Here is an 18,517-nt window from a genome sequence, read left to right as displayed (position 1 = left end):
TACATATGCTAATTTTTTATGTAAAAATAAAACTTATACATTCTCTTTTTAATTATAAAAGTTCGGGCATAAAAAAAGACCCACAATGTGAATCTTCGAGCCGAAAGCGGGACTCGAACCCGCGACTTACTCATTACGAATGAGTTACTCTACCAACTGAGTTATTTCGGCTTATGGCTTTTTCTGAAAAGCGATGCAAAGATACGGCTTTCTTTGAACCTACAAAAGAAATCGGCAGTTTTTTTTCAATTATCCACAAAAAAACGTTTATAAGACAACATTCACCTCCACAGAGAACAATGCATAAAAATATCATTATATTACATATACAAGCAACTTATTCAATATTTTGTCATATACATAAACAAAACTTTTGCTATTTAATCAGAAAACATCTATTTTTGTGGCACTAATAAATAACAGCATCCATGAAATATCCAATTTTATCAGCAGAAGAAGCTGCAGCGCTTATCATCGACGGACAGACGGTCGGCATCGGAGGATTCTCGTCAGTAGGTACACCGAAAGCAGTCCCCGCTGCATTGGCAAAGCATGCAGAAACATTACACAATGAAGGAAAACCGTTTAAAATAGGACTTATTACCGGAGGGGCAACAGGAAACCAGGTGGACAGTGCCCTGACCGAAGCGCATGCCGTTGCTTTCCGCACTCCTTTCCAGTCGAACAAGGAAATGCGGAATGCCATCAATAGCGGCGAGGTGCAATATTTCGATCTTCACCTTTCGCAAATCGGACAAGACGTGCGCTACGGATTCTTGGGGAAAATCGATGTGGCTATCATCGAAGCTTCCGGCATTACCCCTGAAGGCGACCTTATTCTGAGCACCTCGGTAGGCATTTCGCCCACCCTGACATGTGTGGCAGACAAAATCATTATCGAATTGAACGAAGCTCATGCGGGCAAATTGACGGGAATGCACGACATCTTTGTGCTCGACAATCCGCCTTACCGCCGTGAAATCCCTATCTATAAGGTAAACGACCGTACCGGAAGCATCAGCGTGAAAGTAGACCCCAAGAAAGTGGCTGGAGTGGTGTTGACAAACGAGCGTGACCAGATAGCCGCCTTCACTCCTCTGAACGAAACCACACGCCAAATCGGACAAAACGTAGCAGACTTTTTGGTAAAGGAATATCGTCAGGGAGCGATTCCCAAAGAATTTCTTCCCTTGCAATCGGGCGTAGGAAACATTGCCAATGCCGTATTGGGAGCTTTGGGTGGCGACCCGCACTTGCCTGCCTTTTCGATGTATACCGAAGTGATACAGAACTCCGTTATCGACCTGATGCTGGAAGAGCGCATCCGTTTTGTGGCAGGCAGCTCGCTTACACTCTCGGACGATAAGTTGAACCTGCTTTACGAACACATCGGTGAAATGAAAGACCGCGTCCTGCTCCGTCCGCAAGAAATCACCAATCACCCTGAAGTCATCCGCCGGTTAGGTATCATTGCGGTCAATACAGCACTTGAAGCTGACATCTTCGGCAATGTAAACAGCACTCATGTGTCGGGAAGCAAGATGATGAACGGCATCGGAGGCTCGGGCGACTTTGCACGTAATGCCTACCTGTCTATCTTTACCACCCCTTCTACGGCGAAAGGCGGTCTTATCTCGTCCATCGTACCTCAAGTATCGCACGTAGACAGTACCGAACACGATGTACGCATTCTTGTGACCGAACAGGGAGTAGCAGACTTGAGAGGAAAATCACCGCTTCAACGGGCACGTCTCATCATCGAGAATTGTGCGCATCCCGACTATAAAGAACTGCTTTGGGATTACCTGAAACTTTCAGAAGGGCATTGTCATACCCCGATGTCGCTCCGTAACGCCTTCCAGATGCATCTGGCATTTGCCGAAACAGGTGATATGCGGAACACGAAATACGTATGATTTGTTCACCACAGAGGACGCAGGGGTTTTTAATTTACGATTGGGCAATTTACTATTTAGAAGCTGTTTTGAATTTATCGTGCGATGATTTGGGATGAGTTTTTGAGGCATTTTCGCTTCTGTGATGAGGAAGATAGCGGGCTATCTGACGAAGAACAGGAGCGAAAAGGACCAAAAAATCGCCCAAAGCACACACGAAAACGAACACATCAAGCCAAGAAAAACTTTTTGGAGAAATTCAAAACAGCTTCTTACTATTTTGATATGGAATCGTACTTCGTAAATTGAGAAAAATAGATTTTCCCCTGTACCCTCTGTGGTGAGTTTCTGATTTCTCCCCGGAACAGTTGTTTCCACATTTGGATTACATGATCGTTTCAGACGGCTTCCATTTATGGTTTCCATATGAAAACCGTACGGTTTCCATATCGAGAACGTACGGTTTCCAATTCAAAACCGTACGGTTTTGATATCAAGAACGTAAAAGTATGCCTGCTGAAACAAAGATACGACCTATATGCAAAACCAAATGTTCCTTACCGTCTTACTCTTGTATATGCCATCAAATGTAGATGGTGTGGAACATGCAGGAAATGCACAAATCCATACTCAAAAGCTCTGTGGTGAATATTTCAATCAAATCTTTGCTTTCAGCGATGCCTGGCAGATGCCGTTCAATCCGCATTTGTCGCATTTCGGATTGCGTGCCGTACACACGTACCGTCCGTGCAGGATAAGCCAATGGTGTGCCTTGGGTATCAAGGCTTCAGGAATATAACGGGTAAGATGTTTTTCGGTAGCAAGCGGAGTAGTGCAGGTGCCGGGCACCAGCCCGATGCGGTGGCTCACACGGAACACGTGGGTATCGACCGCCATGGCGGCTTTATGGAACACCACGCTTTGGATGACATTCGCTGTCTTCCGTCCTACTCCGGGAAGCTTCACCAGTTCTTCCAGCGTATCGGGCACCTGCCCTCCATAATCACGCACCAGCATCTGTGCCATTCCTACCAGATGCTTCGCCTTGTTGTTGGGATAGCTCACGCTCCGGATGTATTCGTAAACCACATCGGAAGTGGTGGCAGCCATAGCTTCTGCCGTAGGAAAATCACGGAACAATGCCGGAGTAATCATATTGACCCGCTTGTCGGTGCATTGTGCGCTTAAGATAACGGCTACAAGCAACTGGAAAGGGTCTTCGTAATGCAATTCGGTTTCTGCCACGGGCATCGCCTGCTCGAAATAAGCGATTACCCGGTCGTAAAGTTCTTTTTTTCTCATTTTTCTTTCGTTCCCATTTTTATATAAAAAGTGCCGTTGAGGCAAATCGCAATCTCTCCGGCTTTTAATACCATTTCTTCCGCTTAAAGTACACGCATACACCGATGGCGATGAGCAACATCAGTCCCCAAGCATAGAGGTATCCGTATTTCCAGTCCAGTTCGGGCATGACGCGGAAGTTCATCCCCCAGATGCCGGCGAGAAAAGTCAGCGGAATAAAGATGGTAGACACCACGGTGAGCTGGCGCATGATGTTGTTCATGTGCCGGTCGTTGCTGGAAAGAATCATATCGACCAGCGCACCGAGCAGGTCACGGCATCCTTCCAATGTTTGCAGGACAAATTGCAGGTGGTCGTTTACATCGTTGAAGAAGGGGCGGCTCGCCTTATGCAGCAACCGGGTATCTTCAGGATGAAGAAGTTTGGCGATTTGTTCCTTCAGCGGGAAGATGCATTTCTTTATCAGGCGATAATTACGCCGGAACACGTGCAGGTCGCCGATTGTTGGGTCCATCACACCGGGCGTGAGCAAGCGCTCTTCCAAGTCTTCCAGCTTGTCTTCCATATCCGAAATGATGGACATGAAACTGGTCATCACGCTATTCAGAATCACGCTCAGCAGAAAGTCTGACGAGCGGGTACGGATTTTCAACACGTCATTTTCTATCGCCGTATAGATTTCATCGAAAAAATCGGTATCGTTTTCCGTAAAAGTGAGCAGGTAATCTTCGCCTTGCACCAGACAAAGCTGTTGGGGAAGATATTCGTCCTCACCTGTAGCGGAAAGCAGTTTCAGGATTACGACATTATAGTCTTCGTGTGCTTCAATCTTGGTGAGATGAAGCGAATTGAGAATATCCTGCTCGGTAAGGAACCCAATGCCGAAATGCCGGCATACCTTCTGTATTTCTTCCGTATCCTTCAGCCCATGTATCTGAATCCAGTGCATGGAGCCCGCCTTGAAATAAGGCAATATGTCTTCTATGGTGTCACCGTCATGGTTTTCCGCTCCGGCTGGTCCATACGTACACAAGTGCAGGTGCGTCGGGGTCTTGCTCCCTCCGATATAGTTCAGTTCTTCCGTCAAAAGATTGTTCTTTGCCATAATCTTGCCTATAGAAAGTGTACAAATATAGGGTTTTCTTGCTAATCCGACAAATTATCCGTAACTTTGCACCCGATAAAAAGATGAGGATGTTTCTTTGCCGAAACATCTTCCGTGTATTCTAGGACAACCACGTAAAAAACAGGAGCGATGAAAAAAGAAAATCTCGTATCGGTGCCTTTTATGGTTTTGGGCATCGTGTTTTGTGTATGCCTCGTAGCGGCAAATCTATTAGAAACCAAAGTCGTGCAGTTGGGACCGATAGCGGTTACTGCCGGGCTGATTGTTTTTCCCGTCTCATACATTATCAATGATTGCATAGCCGAAGTGTGGGGCTTCCGTAAGGCTCGTCTCATCATCTGGATGGGATTCCTTATGAATTTCATGACCGTTGCCTTGGGCCAGCTTGCCGTAGCATTGCCCGCTGCCCCGTTTTGGGAAGGTGAAGCGGGATTCAATTTTGTATTTGGCATGGCTCCCCGCATTGCCGCGGCAAGCTTGCTGGCTTTTCTGGCAGGCTCGTTTATCAATGCCTACGTGATGAGCCGTATGAAGCTGTCTTCACAAGGAAAACATTTCTCGGCACGTGCCATCCTCTCTACGGTATATGGCGAAAGTGCCGATTCGCTTATCTTCTTCCCCTTAGCATTCGGCGGACTGATGCCGCTTCCCGAGCTGGGCAAAATGATGCTGGTGCAAGTAGCGCTGAAGACGATGTACGAAATCATTGTACTCCCCGTTACCGTCCGTGTCGTACGTTACATCAAGCACATTGACGGAACGGACACCTACGACGAGAACATATCTTATAACATTCTTAAAATTAACGAACTATAAATCAGGGACCAGGTGACTAGATAACTAGGTACTAGGTTTTAAATAGTCTTAGTATTTGGTATTAAAAAACTAGAACCTAGTCACCTAGTACCTAAGATAACAAAAACAATGGATAAAAACAAAGCATTAGTCGTATTCAGTGGCGGACAAGACTCCACCACTTGCTTGTTTTGGGCAAAAAAACATTTCAAGGAAGTATATGCACTGACTTTCCTTTACGGGCAGAAACATGTAAAGGAAGTGGACTTGGCACGCGAAATCGCCCGTAAGGCAGAAGTACATTTCGATGTGATGGACGTATCGTTTATCGGGCATTTGGGTAAAAACTCGCTTACCGACCTTTCCATTCCGATGGACGAAGAAAAGCCCGAAGGCAACTACCCGAACACTTTCGTACCGGGGCGCAACCTGTTTTTCTTGAGCATTGCCGCCGTATATGCACGCGAACGGGGCATCAGCCACCTGGTGACAGGTGTATCGCAAACCGATTTCAGCGGTTATCCCGATTGCCGCGATTCATTTATCAAATCGCTCAACGTCACGCTTAACCTTGCCATGGACGAGCAGTTCGTCATCCATACCCCACTGATGTGGATAGACAAGGCAGAGACCTGGGCTTTGGCAGACGAACTGGGAGTGCTCGACCTGGTACGCCACGAGACCCTGACGTGTTATAATGGAATCCCTGGAGACGGATGCGGACATTGTCCCGCCTGCAAACTCCGCCGGGAAGGATTGGAAAAGTACTTGGAAAATAAACAATGTGACAATGTAATAATGTGCTAATAAATAATGTGCTAATAAATAATGTGCCAATGTGCTAATGTAATAATGAATTAGCGTATTATTTCATTGTTTATTGTCACATTGTTTATTAGCTCATTAGCAAATTAAAAAATCATGGAAAGAAAAGACGAATTGACTATCTTGGGAAAGACCACCGCTTACAAGCAAGATTATGCCCCCGAAGTGTTGGAGGCGTTTACTAACAAGCATCCCGAAAACGACTATTGGGTACGGTTTAATTGTCCGGAGTTTACCAGTCTATGCCCCATTACAGGGCAGCCCGACTTTGCGGAAATACGCATCAGCTATCTGCCCGACATGAAAATGGTGGAAAGCAAAAGCTTGAAACTATACCTCTTCAGCTTCCGCAATCACGGAGACTTCCATGAGGATTGTGTAAACATCATCATGAAAGACCTTATCCGCCTGATGGATCCGAAGTACATCGAGGTAACGGGCATCTTCACACCCCGTGGGGGCATCTCCATCTACCCGTATTGCAATTATGGGCGCCCCGGCACAAAGTACGAAGAACTGGCGGAATACCGGATGAGAAATCACGATATTTAGACACATTGTCCAAAGCTTCCTCAAACGAACATATGTGATACGACTGACTTACTAAAGTATAATCATTACCTGTCAGGCAAGTTCCAGCCCCAGTTCCTCTTTCAGTTTCAAGAGGTCGGGGTTTTTCTTGCTCATCATTTGGAAACGTTCCAGATGACTATAGGCACGCACATTTTCATTGGGAGCACTCACGCGTACTTTCATCTTAATTTTCCGATTATGAAGTCTGTTGCGCAAATGCGCCTCAATACCTGCCCCCAGATTGGTCATATACTTCTGCACCATTTCGTTATCCACAACTACTTCAAACGTCACACCGTCTTCCAGCAAATGTGGATGAATATTGCGCATGCGTGCTGCATTTGCCGCCTCTTCTTTCGGAAGATTCACAGCAAATTCGTTCCAATAAACATTCAGATCTCTTTCCGTAATGAGATAATCTTCATAATCCTTGTCTTCGGAAGAAGAGGTCGACACATCAGTCGATCTCACCGTATCTTGCTTTTGTGCGACATGTGGACGACGGATAGAAATCCCCATACTCCCAGCCTTTACCACCGGAATCTTTTTTCCCGCCTCTTGCTTGGGAAGCGGATTTGCGTGCATAACCGGACCAACAGGTGCGGCAACCGGTTGGGAAGAAACCGTCTGGGGATAAATTGCCTCAGACTCAGATACTGTTGAAGGCTGAACTTGCGCTGCCGGACGAGACGATTGGACCGGCTGGGATTGATTGAATACGGGTTTTAAGGTCTGCTTAGGGCTACGCCCCTCACTTTCCTCATCCGGTCCGCCCAGTTGTGCCAGCTGAATCAAGGTCAGTTCTATCAACAACCGCTTATTTTTGCTCACCCGATAGTTCAAGTCACAATCATTGCAAAGCTTCATCGCCTTGAAAAGGAAGGATGCCGTACATTTCTGAGCCTGTTTCAAATATCTTTCACGGATAGAAGCCCCGACTTCCAGCAAAGGCAAAGTAGCAGAGTCATGACTCACCAGCAGGTCGCGGAAATGCGAAGCCAGTCCGGTGATGAAATGGTTGCCGTCAAATCCTTTCTGCAATACATCGTTGAATGTAAGAAGGCAATCGGGCACTTTGTTCTCCAGAATGAAATCTGTCAGTTTAAAATAATATTCGTAATCCAGCACATTCAGGTTTTCGATGACACTCCGGTAAGTGATGTGTCCGTTGGTGAAGCTTGCCACCTGGTCGAAGATAGACAATGCGTCACGCATTCCTCCGTCCGCTTTTTGGGCAATAACCGTAAGTGCCTCGGGTTCCGCTTCTATATGCTCTTTCAAGGCCACGCCCTCCAGATGCTCCACCATATCGTTCACGCTGATACGGTTGAAATCGTATATCTGGCACCGGCTCAGGATAGTAGGAAGTATCTTGTGCTTCTCGGTCGTAGCAAGAATAAAGATTGCATGCCGGGGAGGCTCTTCCAGCGTTTTGAGGAAAGCGTTGAATGCAGCTTGCGAAAGCATGTGCACCTCGTCGATGATATACACCTTGTACTTGCCCACCTGAGGCGGGATGCGTACCTGCTCGATAAGCGAGCGGATGTCTTCCACCGAGTTGTTTGATGCCGCATCCAGTTCATGGATGTTATAAGAACGCTGCTCGTTGAAAGCCACACACGATTCGCATGTATTACATGCCTCGCCCTCGGAAGTAGGATGAAGACAATTGATGGTTTTGGCAAAAATACGGGCACATGTAGTCTTCCCTACTCCTCGCGGTCCACAGAACAAATAGGCGTGCGCCAGTTTATGATTGGCTATCGCGTTTTTCAAAGTAGTGGTCAGTGCCTTTTGACCTACAACGGTGTCGAAGGTCGAAGGACGGTATTTTCGTGCCGATACGATATAATTCTCCATACTTCCGGTGCTGTTAATGATACGATAATTTTATTCGATAGCACAAAAGTACATAAAATCTCGGTTTTTCTTAAGGACTTGCCACGAAATCTTTTTATCTTTGTACCGTTATCTGAGCAAAAAAGTATCCGATATGAGTAAACTGAAAGCTGTGTGGAACTATATCCGCCGCCACAAATATCTGATTACCATCCTGGCATTCCTCTTGATTATCGGCGTGCTGGATGAAGAAAACAGCCTGATTCAGCGTGTAAAGCACAAACGTGAGATATACGAACTGAAACGTGAAATCAAGCATTACCGTAATCAGTATGAAAAAAGCAGTGAGGAACTGAAAGAATTAACCTCAAACCCTGAGATGTTGGAAAAGGTGGCACGCGAGAAATACCTGATGAAGAAACCCAATGAAGATATTTACATCTTCGAAGAAGACTTGGACAAAAACAATGACAAATAAATACTATCCGACAATATCCGTTATCGGAGCCATCCTGCTATTAGGAGGCGCTATTATCCAAATTACCCAAGCAGTATGGGCACCTTACGTATACCTCGTAGGAGCTATACTTTTCGCCTATGTACAAGTAACAGACAGATACGAAGGGGCAAATCTTATCATCCGCCGTCTGCGCCGCCAGCAGATGCTGGGAGCTGCTCTACTGGTACTAGCCGGAGTTATGATGATACTTTGGCACCGTAACGAATGGATATTGTGTCTTACCATTGCTGCCATACTAGAGCTCTACACGGCATTCCGCATTCCTCAGGAAGAGCAAAAAGAAAAACAATAACATACGTTCTACCTTTCCTATACAAAACAAGAATGGCACACAGACATTTTTTCACACTGTCTATGTGCCATTCAAATTATACTCAACGAACAATCGTCATTTCATCTATCAGCCTTTGGATGCCCGCATACTTGTCGATGATGAACAACACGTAGCGGATGTCCACACAAGCGGCGCGCTGAAGCTGCGGGTTATAAGCGATATCCCCCGTCAGCCCTTCATAGTTTCGGTCGAAACCGATACCTATCAGTTCGCCTTGAGCATTGAACACCGGTGAACCAGAATTGCCTCCAGTATTATCGGTAGCTGTCACAAAGCAAACCGGCATACGTCCGTCGGACATGGCATACGGACCGAAATCTTTCGTGCGATATAATTCCTTCAGCTTATCGGGCACAATAAATTCAGGATTGTCCGGATCTTCTTTTTCCATCACCCCTTTCAGTGTGGTGTAATACAGATACTCTTCTCCATCCGCAGGTTCATACGAGCCTATCTTGCCGTACGTCAGGCGCAACGTAGAGTTGGCATCCGGATAGATAGCTTTCCCTTCCTTTTGCTTCAACGCCAGCATACCTGCCACCCACGTCTTGTGCGCACGGTTATAGGCATTGGTTTCGGCTTTCATCTCCTCGCCTGTCTTCCGATAACCTTCCTTTACCGAACGGGCATATTGCACCATCAGGTCATTCTTCAACTTATCCGCACCGGGATGCGCCAGGAATGCTTCCAATGCTTCGGGAGTGCTGAAGATTGAACTATCGAAACAAGCATCTACAAAGGCATCGGTATTCCCTCCGAACCGCTCGTTTACCACCTCAAAGATACCGATATGCTGAGCCGCAGGAACCAACCGTGCATAAAGGGCAATCAATTGCTTTGATACTTTCCGGTCCACTTCGGGACTGTAATCCTTATTGAAGAACTTCGCTCCCTCTGTCCGCAAGGCAGATACCGCTTCGTCTATCTCTTTCTTCTTTCCATTCTCCAAAGCTTTCAACAAACCGTCTGTATCAGGCACTTTCGAAAATTCCGTTCCCAACATCAACGCCTCATAAATGGCTTGCTGGTGATAAACGGCATCATGACGTTTGGCTACAATCTGCTTAATGGCATCGTAGGCTTGCTGATAGGCATCGTTTCCCGTCTCACGCCCGTATGCCAGCAAACGCTCTTGCTCTGCTTTCTTGCGGTCAAGCACTTTGAGGCGCACCAGCCCTTCGTTCATGCCAATGGCGTTCTTCCAATAGTTGGCAGACGAAGCATACTTAGCCGCATACTGGATGCGGGTTTTGGCATCCTTTGCCATTTCTTCACCCAATACCCGAAGCCGCACGCCCCGCACGGTATCACGCATAAAGTTCGTGGTACTCATACGCTCTTCCACCTCATCGCTAATCATGTAACGCCAATTGCGTCCGGGAAATCCCATCACAAACGTGAAATCACCTTCCTTGATGCCGCCGGCATTGATAGTCAGATGCTTCTTCACCTTCAGAGGCACATTCTCGGAAGAATACAAAGCCGGCTTCCCGTCTTTCGAGGCATAAATGCGGAAGATAGAAAAATCTCCGCAATGGCGTGGCCACATCCAATTATCGGTATCAGCACCAAACTTTCCGATAGACGAAGGAGGAGCTCCCACCATACGGATGTCCTTATAAACGGTCTTGACGAACAGATAATACTTATTGGCACCATAAAACGGTTTCAGTTCGAGTACCGTAAAGTCATCGGTCTTTATCTTTTCTTTCTTGGCAAACCGAACCGCCACTTTCTCCAAATAGGAAGGCGAAAGATAATTCAGTCCTTCGGGGTCTTCGTCTTTCTTTAATTGTTCCAATACATAATCGGTCACATCAAGGATGCGGTCGATAAAAGTCACGGTCAGCCCTTCGCAAGGAAGCTCTTCGGCGTATGTCTTCGCCCAAAATCCATCGGTCAGGTAATCGTGTTCTACAGAACTGTGTTGCTGGATATAACTGTACCCACAATGGTGATTGGTAAGCACCAGCCCTTCCGCCGATACTACTTCGCCCGTACAGCCTCCACCAAAGTGAACCACCGCATCTTTCAGGCTGATGCCCTCAGGACAATACACCTTATCAATGCTGATGTCCAGTCCCAAATCTTGCATCACCGCCGCATTCTGTTTCTTCAGGTCGGTCAGCATCCACATGCCTTCATCGGCATGAGAAGCCAGGAAGCAAGCGGAAAAGAATGTTATCAATAGGGATTTTCTCATAATGCTTATAAAAAAATCACCACAGATTACACAGATTATTTTAATTGACAATTATCATAATCACGTATGAATAACATAAATAATCTGTGTAATCTGTGGTGAAAAAACTTATTCTACAATCGTCATTTCATCAATCAGGTTCTTGCATCCGCCCAATTTCTCCACGATAAACAATACATAGCGGATATCTACGGCAATGCAACGCTGAAGGTTGTTATCGAAATTGATGTCACCCGAAAGCGACTCCCAGTTGCCGTCGAATGCAGCGCCAATCAACTCACCGTTACCGTTCATCACCGGTGAACCGGAGTTACCGCCCGTAATGTCGTTTGTAGTCAGGAAACAAGTCGGCATCTCCCCGTTGGGCAAAGCATAGCGTCCGTAATTCTTCGTAGCGTAAAGTTCTTTCAGCTTCGCCGGTACAACAAATTCCGGATTATTGGGGTCTTCTTTCTCCATTACACCCTTCAACGTAGTATAATATTTATAATGTACGCCATCCTTCGGGTCATACGATTTCACATTACCGTAAGTCAGACGAATGGTGAAGTTGGCATCCGGAGCTTTCGGCGTAGGAGCATACATCTCGCACAAGCCGCGCACATAAGTCTTATGAAGCAAATCAATATCACCACACGCCTTATCATAGTCTTCATACAGTTTCTTCGACATTGCGTTCTTAGCGGTCGAATACTGGATAGCCAAGTCCTTATCGATAGCTTCCAGTGTCGGATTAGCCACGAACGCATCAAAGTTCTTCTGATTCGAGAAAATGCTGGTATCATACAACGCGTCAATATAAGCATTGTAATCACCGTTATATTTCGTCTTAATCGTTTCATAGAAAGCGGGAAGCGCATCTGCCGGAACGCTCTTTGCATAAAGCGGAATCAGAACCTTAGCCACCTTGCGGTCTACCTCGTGGTCATAATCCTTATTGTGCACGTTGGCATATCCTTCTTTCAGTTGTTCGAGTGCTTTCTCAATGTCTTTCTTCTTATTCTTTTCGAGTGCAGTTTTCAAGTTATCGAAAATCAGGTAAGTAGCGCCAAACTCGATACCAGAACGGAAAGTTTCGGTGAAATAAGTCAGCTGTTTGGCAAGCGGAGTCACCCGAGTCACATACTCATCGATTTTTCCTACTACCGAAGCATAATCGGCATTGTTCTTTTCCTTGGCAAACTTAGCGAAGTTGGCTTCCTGCTCTGCCTTGGTTTCCAACACACGGTTGTCGATGATAGCCTTATTCATTCCAATCGAATTTTTCCAATAGTTGCTGGAAGAAGCAAACTTGCTGGCATACTGGATACGTACCTTATCACTTGCTGCCATTTCCTTGCGCAACACTTCCTGACGTGCCTCGCGCACCTGAATGCGCGGTGTATTGGTTCCGTCCATACGGAGCTTCACCTCGCTTTGGGTCAGATAGCGGCTGGTGCTTCCGGGAAATCCCATAATCATGGCATAGTCGCCTTCCTGCAATCCTCTCAACGAGATGGCAAGATGCTTCTTTACCTTTAAAGGCACATTTTCGGCACTATAAGGCGCAGGATCCCCGTTCTTGTCGGCATAGATACGGAACATCGAGAAGTCGCCCGTATGGCGGGGCCACATCCAGTTATCCGTTTCACCCCCGAACTTACCGATAGACGAAGGAGGAGCTGCCACCATACGCACATCGCTATAAGTCTTGATGAAGAACAAGTAAAATTTATTACCTTGATAAAAAGGAAGTGCCTGTGCCGTGATGCCGGGTTTGCCTTTCAGGTCACTCTTCTTCAGTTCTTCATCGGCCAGTTTTTTTAAATATTCCGAACCAAACGAATTCAATTCTGTCACCTTCCCGTCTTTGATGTCCTGGTTCACCTTATCAGTCACATCAACAATACGCTCTACAAACTTGAAAGTCAATCCCGGAGTAGGAAGTTCTTCAGCACGGCTTTTCGCCCAAAACCCATCGGTCAGGTAATCATGCTCCACCGAGCTATGCTGCTGGATAGCATCGTATCCACAATGATGATTTGTAAGAATCAAGCCTTCGGGCGAAATGATTTCACCCGTACATCCGCGCCCGAAAATACCTACGGCATCTTTCAAAGCCACATGATTCGGACTATAAATATCATCCACGCCTATCTTCAAACCTTGTGCCTTCATACGGTCAGCAAGGTTCTGCTCCTGCATCAGCTGGAGGAGCCACATTCCTTCATCGGCTTTCGCCGGCGCAAATACCGCACAAATCAGTGCGAATGCCAAAAGTTTCAGTTTTCTCATGTCGTTGTTATCAATTTAACTGTTTATTATTTCTTTCTTTTTTCTAATCAGCGAACAAAGATAGCGAAAAAAGCGTTTCCTGCATCTACATTCAGTAATAATCCTCTATTAAGTTTAATTTTTGATAATTTATTTCCATGAAAATAGTAAACGTTATACATTTGCCACACAAATCTTATAAGGCTTATATCTATGCATAAATGGTATTTGTTTCTACTATGTTGTACAATACTCTGCACCTCGTGCGGTAAAAAATACAAAATAGAAGGTGTATCTTCTGTTTCGAGTCTTGACGGTAAAATGCTTTTTATCAAAGTCCCTTCAGGTGACAAGCTGGTCAGCATCGATTCGGCAGAAGTGATACATGGCCTTTTCAAAATGGAAGGCAAGGTCGACTCTACGGTCGTAGCTTCCCTCTTTATGGATGACAAGTGCATCATGCCGGTAGTCATTGAGAAAGGAAACATCGACATCAATATCAACAATGCCGGCTTTACACTGAAAGGAACTCCCTTAAACGACAGCTTCAACGAATTTATCCTGAAACGTAATTCGCTAAGCGACCGTGCCGATGAAGTGGAGCATCTGGAAGCACGCATGATATTGGATGGAAAAGACCCTGCAGAAGTACACCGTGAAATAGAGAAGCAACGCAACCAGGTGGCCACACAAATAGACAGCCTTGCCAAGACATTCATACAGACTAACTACGACAACGTATTGGGACCGGAAATATTCATCATTCTGTGTTACGGCATGCCTTATCCCGTATTGACTCCAGTAATGCAAGACATCATCAACGAAGCCCCAGCCTCGTTCAAAGAAAACCCTATGATAAAAGAATTCATTTCAATTGCCAAAAGCAATATGGACAATTGATTTTTACGTAAACAGCCAATACAATACATACCCCGGAAAAATGAATATATACTGCATCGGCAGTTGAATATAACTGCATCAGCAGTTGAATATAACTGCATCGGCGATTGAATATAACTGCATCAGCCTACGGATATATACTGCATCAGCAAACACAGTACTAGTGTGTTTTTCAACTCGCCGGATTGGCTAATTTCAGATGCGTACCTTTGCATCAGCCAGATACTAAATGACTAGGTTCTGAATAGTTTTACAAATGGCATCCAATACCTAAAACCTAGAACCTAGTCAATCAAAAAATAGCCTAAAAACTTAGAAGCTGTTTTTGAATTTCTCCAAAAAGTTTTTCTTGGCTTGATGTATCCGTTTTCGTGTGTGCTTTGGGCGATTTTTTGGTCCTTTCCGCTCCTGTTCTTCGTCAGATAGCCCGCTATCTTCCTCATCACAGAAGCGGAAATGCCTCAAAAACTCATCCCAAATCATCGCACGATAAATTCAAAACAGCTTCTTAGAAGCTTTATTTTTCCTATGCTACTTTCTCCAACCGCTTCATCACCGAGAAGATGAACAAGGCAGCCAAGAGACAGAGTACCATCAACGTACCCCATACCACATAAAGCGGCATATCTCCCCATAACCAAGAAGCCACCGAAGTGAGGTAATTACCGATAGCCGTAGCCACGAACCAACCTCCCATCATCATACCCTTATACTTAGGAGGAGCCACTTTCGACACGAACGAAATACCCATCGGAGAAAGAAGCAACTCGGCAAACGTCAATACCAGGTAAGTCGATACCAGCCAGTTGGGCGACACAAACGAAGCGGTTCCCGCCTCAATAGCCTGAGCCTGCTCGGTAGGACAAAGCAAACCGACCGAAGCAGCCAACATCAGCACATAACCGCAAGCAGCCACCAACATACCCAAACCGATTTTACGCGGTGCCGAAGGCTCTTTGCCACGGGCTGCCAACGAACCGAATATCGCCATAGATACAGGCGTAAGTGCTACGACAAAGAACGGATTGAACTGCTGGAAGATAGGCGCATCCACCGGAGTGCTTGCAGGAAGTGCGACGTACTGATAACCCAAGAAGCACATTGCCAGAAAGATGACCACACACGAAACAAGCTTGCCTTTGCCTGTTTTCGACTGGAAAAACGAGAACAGGGCATAAACGATGAATATCACCGCCACCAGGTTCCATACGCTGAACATCATGCTTTCCAATCCTTCCGAGCTGCGTGCGGTAAACTGCTTGGCAAAATAAGTCAATGTCAAACCGTTCTGATGGAATGCCATCCAGAAGAAAATCACCACGGCAAATACCAGACACAGTGCCACGATGCGCTCTTTCGTCTCACGCGGCGAAAGCTCCTCGTGCTTTTCTGCCGCAGCAGCCCCCTTGCCTGCTTCTTTCACACTTCCCCCTTCCACGTGGCGGAACGTGCTACGGAACCCGTAATAGATAGCCATGGAAACAATCAGCGAAACACAAGCCACGCCGAACGCAAAGTGATAGGAATCGTTCGCACTTACACCCAGGCTGTTCTGCGCATACTTCATAATCTCGACCGCTGCTGTCGGAGCAAAAAGCGCACCGATATTAATCGCCATATAGAAAATGCTGAACGCCGAGTCGCGCCGCTTGGCATACTGGGGATCATCGTAGAGGTTGCCTACCATCACCTGCAGGTTGCCTTTGAAAAGTCCCGTACCGCAACTGATTACGACCAGTGCGGCAAACATCGCCACCAGCCCCAATGTGCTGCTTCCCATCGGCAGGGCAAGTAATACGTAACCGGCAAACATCGCAATGACGCCCACCGTCACCATACGCCCATAACCGAACTTATCGGCAAGAATACCTCCTATAAACGGCAAAAAATAAACTAAAGCCAAAAACATGGCATAAATGTTGCCGGCTGTACTCGGCGACATGCCGAAATTGTCCATCAAGAACAAAACGAAGATAGCCAGCATGGTGTAATAGCCGAAACGTTCGCCCGTATTGGCGAGCGCCAGCGCATAAAGACCTTTAGGTTGTCCTTCAAACATACATAAAACTATTTTAGATTAATAAAAAAACATTATTCCACCGACAAAGGTATGAAAATTACTTATTTTTGCAAAGGAATAAGCACCATACGTTATGAAAAAGATTGTTTTAGCTATCGATTCGTTCAAAGGATGTCTCACATCAGAAGAAGTGGAGCAATGTGTAGCAGAAGAAATACATCGCCTCCACCCTCAATGCCAAACCGTAGCCATCCCTATTGCTGACGGAGGAGAAGGTATGCTCGACACACTGATAAATGCCATGCAAGGACAAATCATTTATACCCGCGCCCACGACCCACTCATGCGAATGCGTACAACACGCTACGGCATACTGGGCAATCAACAAACCGCTGTTATCGAAATGGCGGAAATAAACGGCCTGACCACACTCTCTCCCGCCGAACGGAATCCGATGGAGACCAGCACATACGGTACGGGAGAACTGATAAAGGAGGCTTTGGAAAAGGGATTCCGACGGTTCATTATCGGTATCGGAGGAAGTGCCACCAACGATGCAGGCATGGGCATGATGCAGGCACTCGGTGCACGGCTCTACGATAAAGAAGGAAACGAATTGGGACAAGGAGGGAAAATCATGCAACACATCGCACGTATTGACCTCGATCTCCTGCACCCGGCTCTGAAGGAAACAAGTTTTACCGTAGCTTGCGATGTACAGAATCCTTTCTACGGGCCACAAGGAGCCGCCTATGTCTTTGCCCGGCAAAAAGGAGCTACCGACGAACAAATACATCTGCTGGACAAAGGGATGCAACATCTCGCCCGTCTCATCGAACAGGATTTTCACATCTATATAAATAAGGTAAAGGGAGCGGGAGCTGCCGGAGGGCTTGGCGGAGCCTTCCACGTATTGATGAAAAGCCGGCTTCAATCGGGTATCGAATTACTGTTGGACACCGTAGGATTCGATGAACAAATCAAAGATGCCGACCTCGTCATCACCGGAGAAGGCAAGGCAGACCGCCAGACTTGCGAGGGAAAGGTTCCTGCAGGAGTACTGAAAAGAGCGACAAAAGCCGGCATCCCTACCCTTCTGCTGGCAGGAAAGACAGAAGACCGCGACTTATTGGAAAAGATGGGGTTCTGCCGGATCATCCAAATCTCACCTGACACGTTGTCTCCCGAGCAAGCCATACAACCGGATATTGCACGGGAAAACATCCGCAAGGCTACGCAATGTGCTTTCAAAACAATGCAGCCACTTCCGCCCGCGCCTCACGTATCAGGTCATCAGGAGCAAGCTTGATTTGCAGCCCCCGTACGCCCGCACTTACATAAATAAAAGGAAAATCCAGGCAGGTTTTATGAATATACGTCGGGAAATGCTTTTTCATCCCGATAGGCGAACATCCACCGCGTATGTACCCCGTGAGCGGAAGCAATTCCTTTACAGGTATCAAATCACACTTCTTATTACCCGAAACCTTTGCCGCTAATTTTAAGTCGACTTCATGCTCGCCAGGAATCACACAGACAAAATATCCGCTCTTATCGCCGTGCAACACCAAGGTCTTGAATACACATTCGATGTCTTCTCCCAACGATGCCGCCACATGCACGGCACTCAAGTCGTTCTCGTCCACTTCGTAAGGAATCAGTTCGTAAGGCACTTTTGCCTTATCCAGCAAGCGTGCCACATTGGTCTTGTTAATTTTCATAAGCAATTTCGTTTGAATCTCACCACAGAAGACACAGAGTGCCACAAAGGAACACAGAAGAATAGGTCAATTAAACAATATGCTAATGTGAAAATAAATTAGCACATTGCCCTATTATTCATTGGCACATTAAAATAGAATCTGTGTGCCTCTGTGGTGAAAATATGCACAATTTCATACCGCACATGGTATCATTCTTAATTCTTCATTC

Annotated in this window: 17 protein-coding genes and 1 tRNA gene; 9 read left to right on the top strand and 9 right to left on the bottom strand. The window is 46.3% G+C overall.

Going from position 1 to position 18,517, the window contains the following annotated elements; translation table 11 throughout:
- Positions 1-98 precede the first annotated feature (98 nt).
- Positions 99-171: transfer RNA gene (locus tag B5G04_RS15800), tRNA-Thr, on the bottom strand.
- 257 nt (positions 172-428) lie between these two features.
- Here B5G04_RS15800 and B5G04_RS15795 point away from each other — a divergent pair.
- Both B5G04_RS15795 and B5G04_RS19985 read left to right on the top strand, forming a co-directional pair.
- On the top strand, positions 429-1,916 hold the full coding sequence (locus tag B5G04_RS15795; protein ID WP_087398010.1) for a succinate CoA transferase: 1,488 nt from the start codon (positions 429-431) through the stop codon (positions 1,914-1,916).
- A gap of 84 nt (positions 1,917-2,000) precedes the next feature.
- Positions 2,001-2,204: a hypothetical protein gene (locus B5G04_RS19985; protein WP_158100121.1), complete on the top strand. Its 204-nt coding sequence runs from the start codon at positions 2,001-2,003 to the stop codon at positions 2,202-2,204.
- A gap of 348 nt (positions 2,205-2,552) precedes the next feature.
- Here the strand turns inward: B5G04_RS19985 and nth are convergent, their stop codons facing one another.
- Both nth and corA read right to left on the bottom strand, forming a co-directional pair.
- Positions 2,553-3,197, bottom strand: a complete 645-nt coding sequence (gene nth / locus B5G04_RS15790; RefSeq protein ID WP_087247325.1) for an endonuclease III — start codon at positions 3,195-3,197, stop codon at positions 2,553-2,555.
- Positions 3,198-3,261: 64 nt separating this feature from the next.
- Positions 3,262-4,302 carry a magnesium/cobalt transporter CorA gene (gene corA / locus B5G04_RS15785; protein WP_013617428.1) on the bottom strand — a complete coding sequence of 347 codons (1,041 nt, stop codon included), beginning with the start codon at positions 4,300-4,302 and terminating at the stop codon, positions 3,262-3,264.
- Positions 4,303-4,452: 150 nt separating this feature from the next.
- On the opposite strand from corA, the gene B5G04_RS15780 reads away from it, so the two are divergent.
- From B5G04_RS15780 to queF, 3 genes are all read left to right on the top strand, one after another.
- Positions 4,453-5,139, top strand: coding sequence for a queuosine precursor transporter (locus B5G04_RS15780; RefSeq protein WP_087247323.1), 687 nt, complete (start codon positions 4,453-4,455; stop codon positions 5,137-5,139).
- Positions 5,140-5,247: 108 nt separating this feature from the next.
- Positions 5,248-5,925: a 7-cyano-7-deazaguanine synthase QueC gene (gene queC / locus B5G04_RS15775; protein WP_087398009.1), complete on the top strand. Its 678-nt coding sequence runs from the start codon at positions 5,248-5,250 to the stop codon at positions 5,923-5,925.
- A gap of 114 nt (positions 5,926-6,039) precedes the next feature.
- The gene (gene queF / locus B5G04_RS15770) at positions 6,040-6,495 is read left to right on the top strand and encodes a preQ(1) synthase (RefSeq protein ID WP_013617425.1); all 456 of its coding nucleotides are present in this window, start codon (positions 6,040-6,042) and stop codon (positions 6,493-6,495) included.
- Between the two features lie 72 nt (positions 6,496-6,567).
- Here queF and B5G04_RS15765 read toward each other — a convergent pair whose 3' ends face one another.
- On the bottom strand, positions 6,568-8,376 hold the full coding sequence (locus B5G04_RS15765) for a DNA polymerase III subunit gamma/tau (RefSeq protein ID WP_087398008.1): 1,809 nt from the start codon (positions 8,374-8,376) through the stop codon (positions 6,568-6,570).
- 133 nt (positions 8,377-8,509) lie between these two features.
- Here B5G04_RS15765 and B5G04_RS15760 point away from each other — a divergent pair, with 133 nt between their 5' ends.
- Together B5G04_RS15760 and B5G04_RS15755 are read left to right on the top strand one after the other, a co-directional pair.
- Entirely contained in the window at positions 8,510-8,833 is a 324-nt protein-coding gene (locus B5G04_RS15760) for a septum formation initiator family protein (RefSeq protein WP_022041158.1), read from the top strand.
- Complete coding sequence (locus B5G04_RS15755; RefSeq protein WP_022041157.1) at positions 8,823-9,167, top strand: hypothetical protein; 345 nt, start codon at positions 8,823-8,825, stop codon at positions 9,165-9,167. The genes B5G04_RS15760 and B5G04_RS15755 overlap by 11 nt, the downstream gene beginning before the upstream one ends.
- A gap of 82 nt (positions 9,168-9,249) precedes the next feature.
- Here the strand turns inward: B5G04_RS15755 and B5G04_RS15750 are convergent, their stop codons facing one another.
- Together B5G04_RS15750 and B5G04_RS15745 are read right to left on the bottom strand one after the other, a co-directional pair.
- Positions 9,250-11,412: a S46 family peptidase gene (locus B5G04_RS15750; protein ID WP_022041156.1), complete on the bottom strand. Its 2,163-nt coding sequence runs from the start codon at positions 11,410-11,412 to the stop codon at positions 9,250-9,252.
- A gap of 108 nt (positions 11,413-11,520) precedes the next feature.
- Positions 11,521-13,686: a S46 family peptidase gene (locus B5G04_RS15745; protein ID WP_087398007.1), complete on the bottom strand. Its 2,166-nt coding sequence runs from the start codon at positions 13,684-13,686 to the stop codon at positions 11,521-11,523.
- Between the two features lie 192 nt (positions 13,687-13,878).
- Here B5G04_RS15745 and B5G04_RS15740 point away from each other — a divergent pair, with 192 nt between their 5' ends.
- The gene (locus B5G04_RS15740) at positions 13,879-14,565 is read left to right on the top strand and encodes a DUF4369 domain-containing protein (RefSeq protein WP_087211400.1); all 687 of its coding nucleotides are present in this window, start codon (positions 13,879-13,881) and stop codon (positions 14,563-14,565) included.
- A gap of 312 nt (positions 14,566-14,877) precedes the next feature.
- On the opposite strand, the gene B5G04_RS19980 is transcribed toward B5G04_RS15740, so the two are convergent.
- Complete coding sequence (locus B5G04_RS19980) at positions 14,878-15,048, bottom strand: hypothetical protein (protein ID WP_158100120.1); 171 nt, start codon at positions 15,046-15,048, stop codon at positions 14,878-14,880.
- A gap of 43 nt (positions 15,049-15,091) precedes the next feature.
- The gene (locus B5G04_RS15735) at positions 15,092-16,624 is read right to left on the bottom strand and encodes a peptide MFS transporter (protein ID WP_022040353.1); all 1,533 of its coding nucleotides are present in this window, start codon (positions 16,622-16,624) and stop codon (positions 15,092-15,094) included.
- Between the two features lie 94 nt (positions 16,625-16,718).
- Here B5G04_RS15735 and B5G04_RS15730 point away from each other — a divergent pair, with 94 nt between their 5' ends.
- Positions 16,719-17,894 carry a glycerate kinase gene (locus B5G04_RS15730; RefSeq protein WP_087398006.1) on the top strand — a complete coding sequence of 392 codons (1,176 nt, stop codon included), beginning with the start codon at positions 16,719-16,721 and terminating at the stop codon, positions 17,892-17,894.
- Here B5G04_RS15730 and ybaK read toward each other — a convergent pair.
- Positions 17,833-18,306 (bottom strand): Cys-tRNA(Pro) deacylase, encoded by a 474-nt coding sequence (ybaK, locus tag B5G04_RS15725; RefSeq protein ID WP_013617433.1) that lies wholly within the window; start codon positions 18,304-18,306, stop codon positions 17,833-17,835. The two genes, B5G04_RS15730 and ybaK, sit on opposite strands and share 62 nt — an antisense overlap.
- Positions 18,307-18,517: the final 211 nt, after the last annotated feature.

Origin of the sequence: Bacteroides sp. An51A, from assembly GCF_002161565.1 — a bacterium.
In the GTDB taxonomy this organism is placed as follows: Bacteria; Bacteroidota; Bacteroidia; order Bacteroidales; family Bacteroidaceae; genus Phocaeicola; species Phocaeicola intestinalis.
This window is presented reverse-complemented; position numbering and strand designations above follow the sequence as displayed.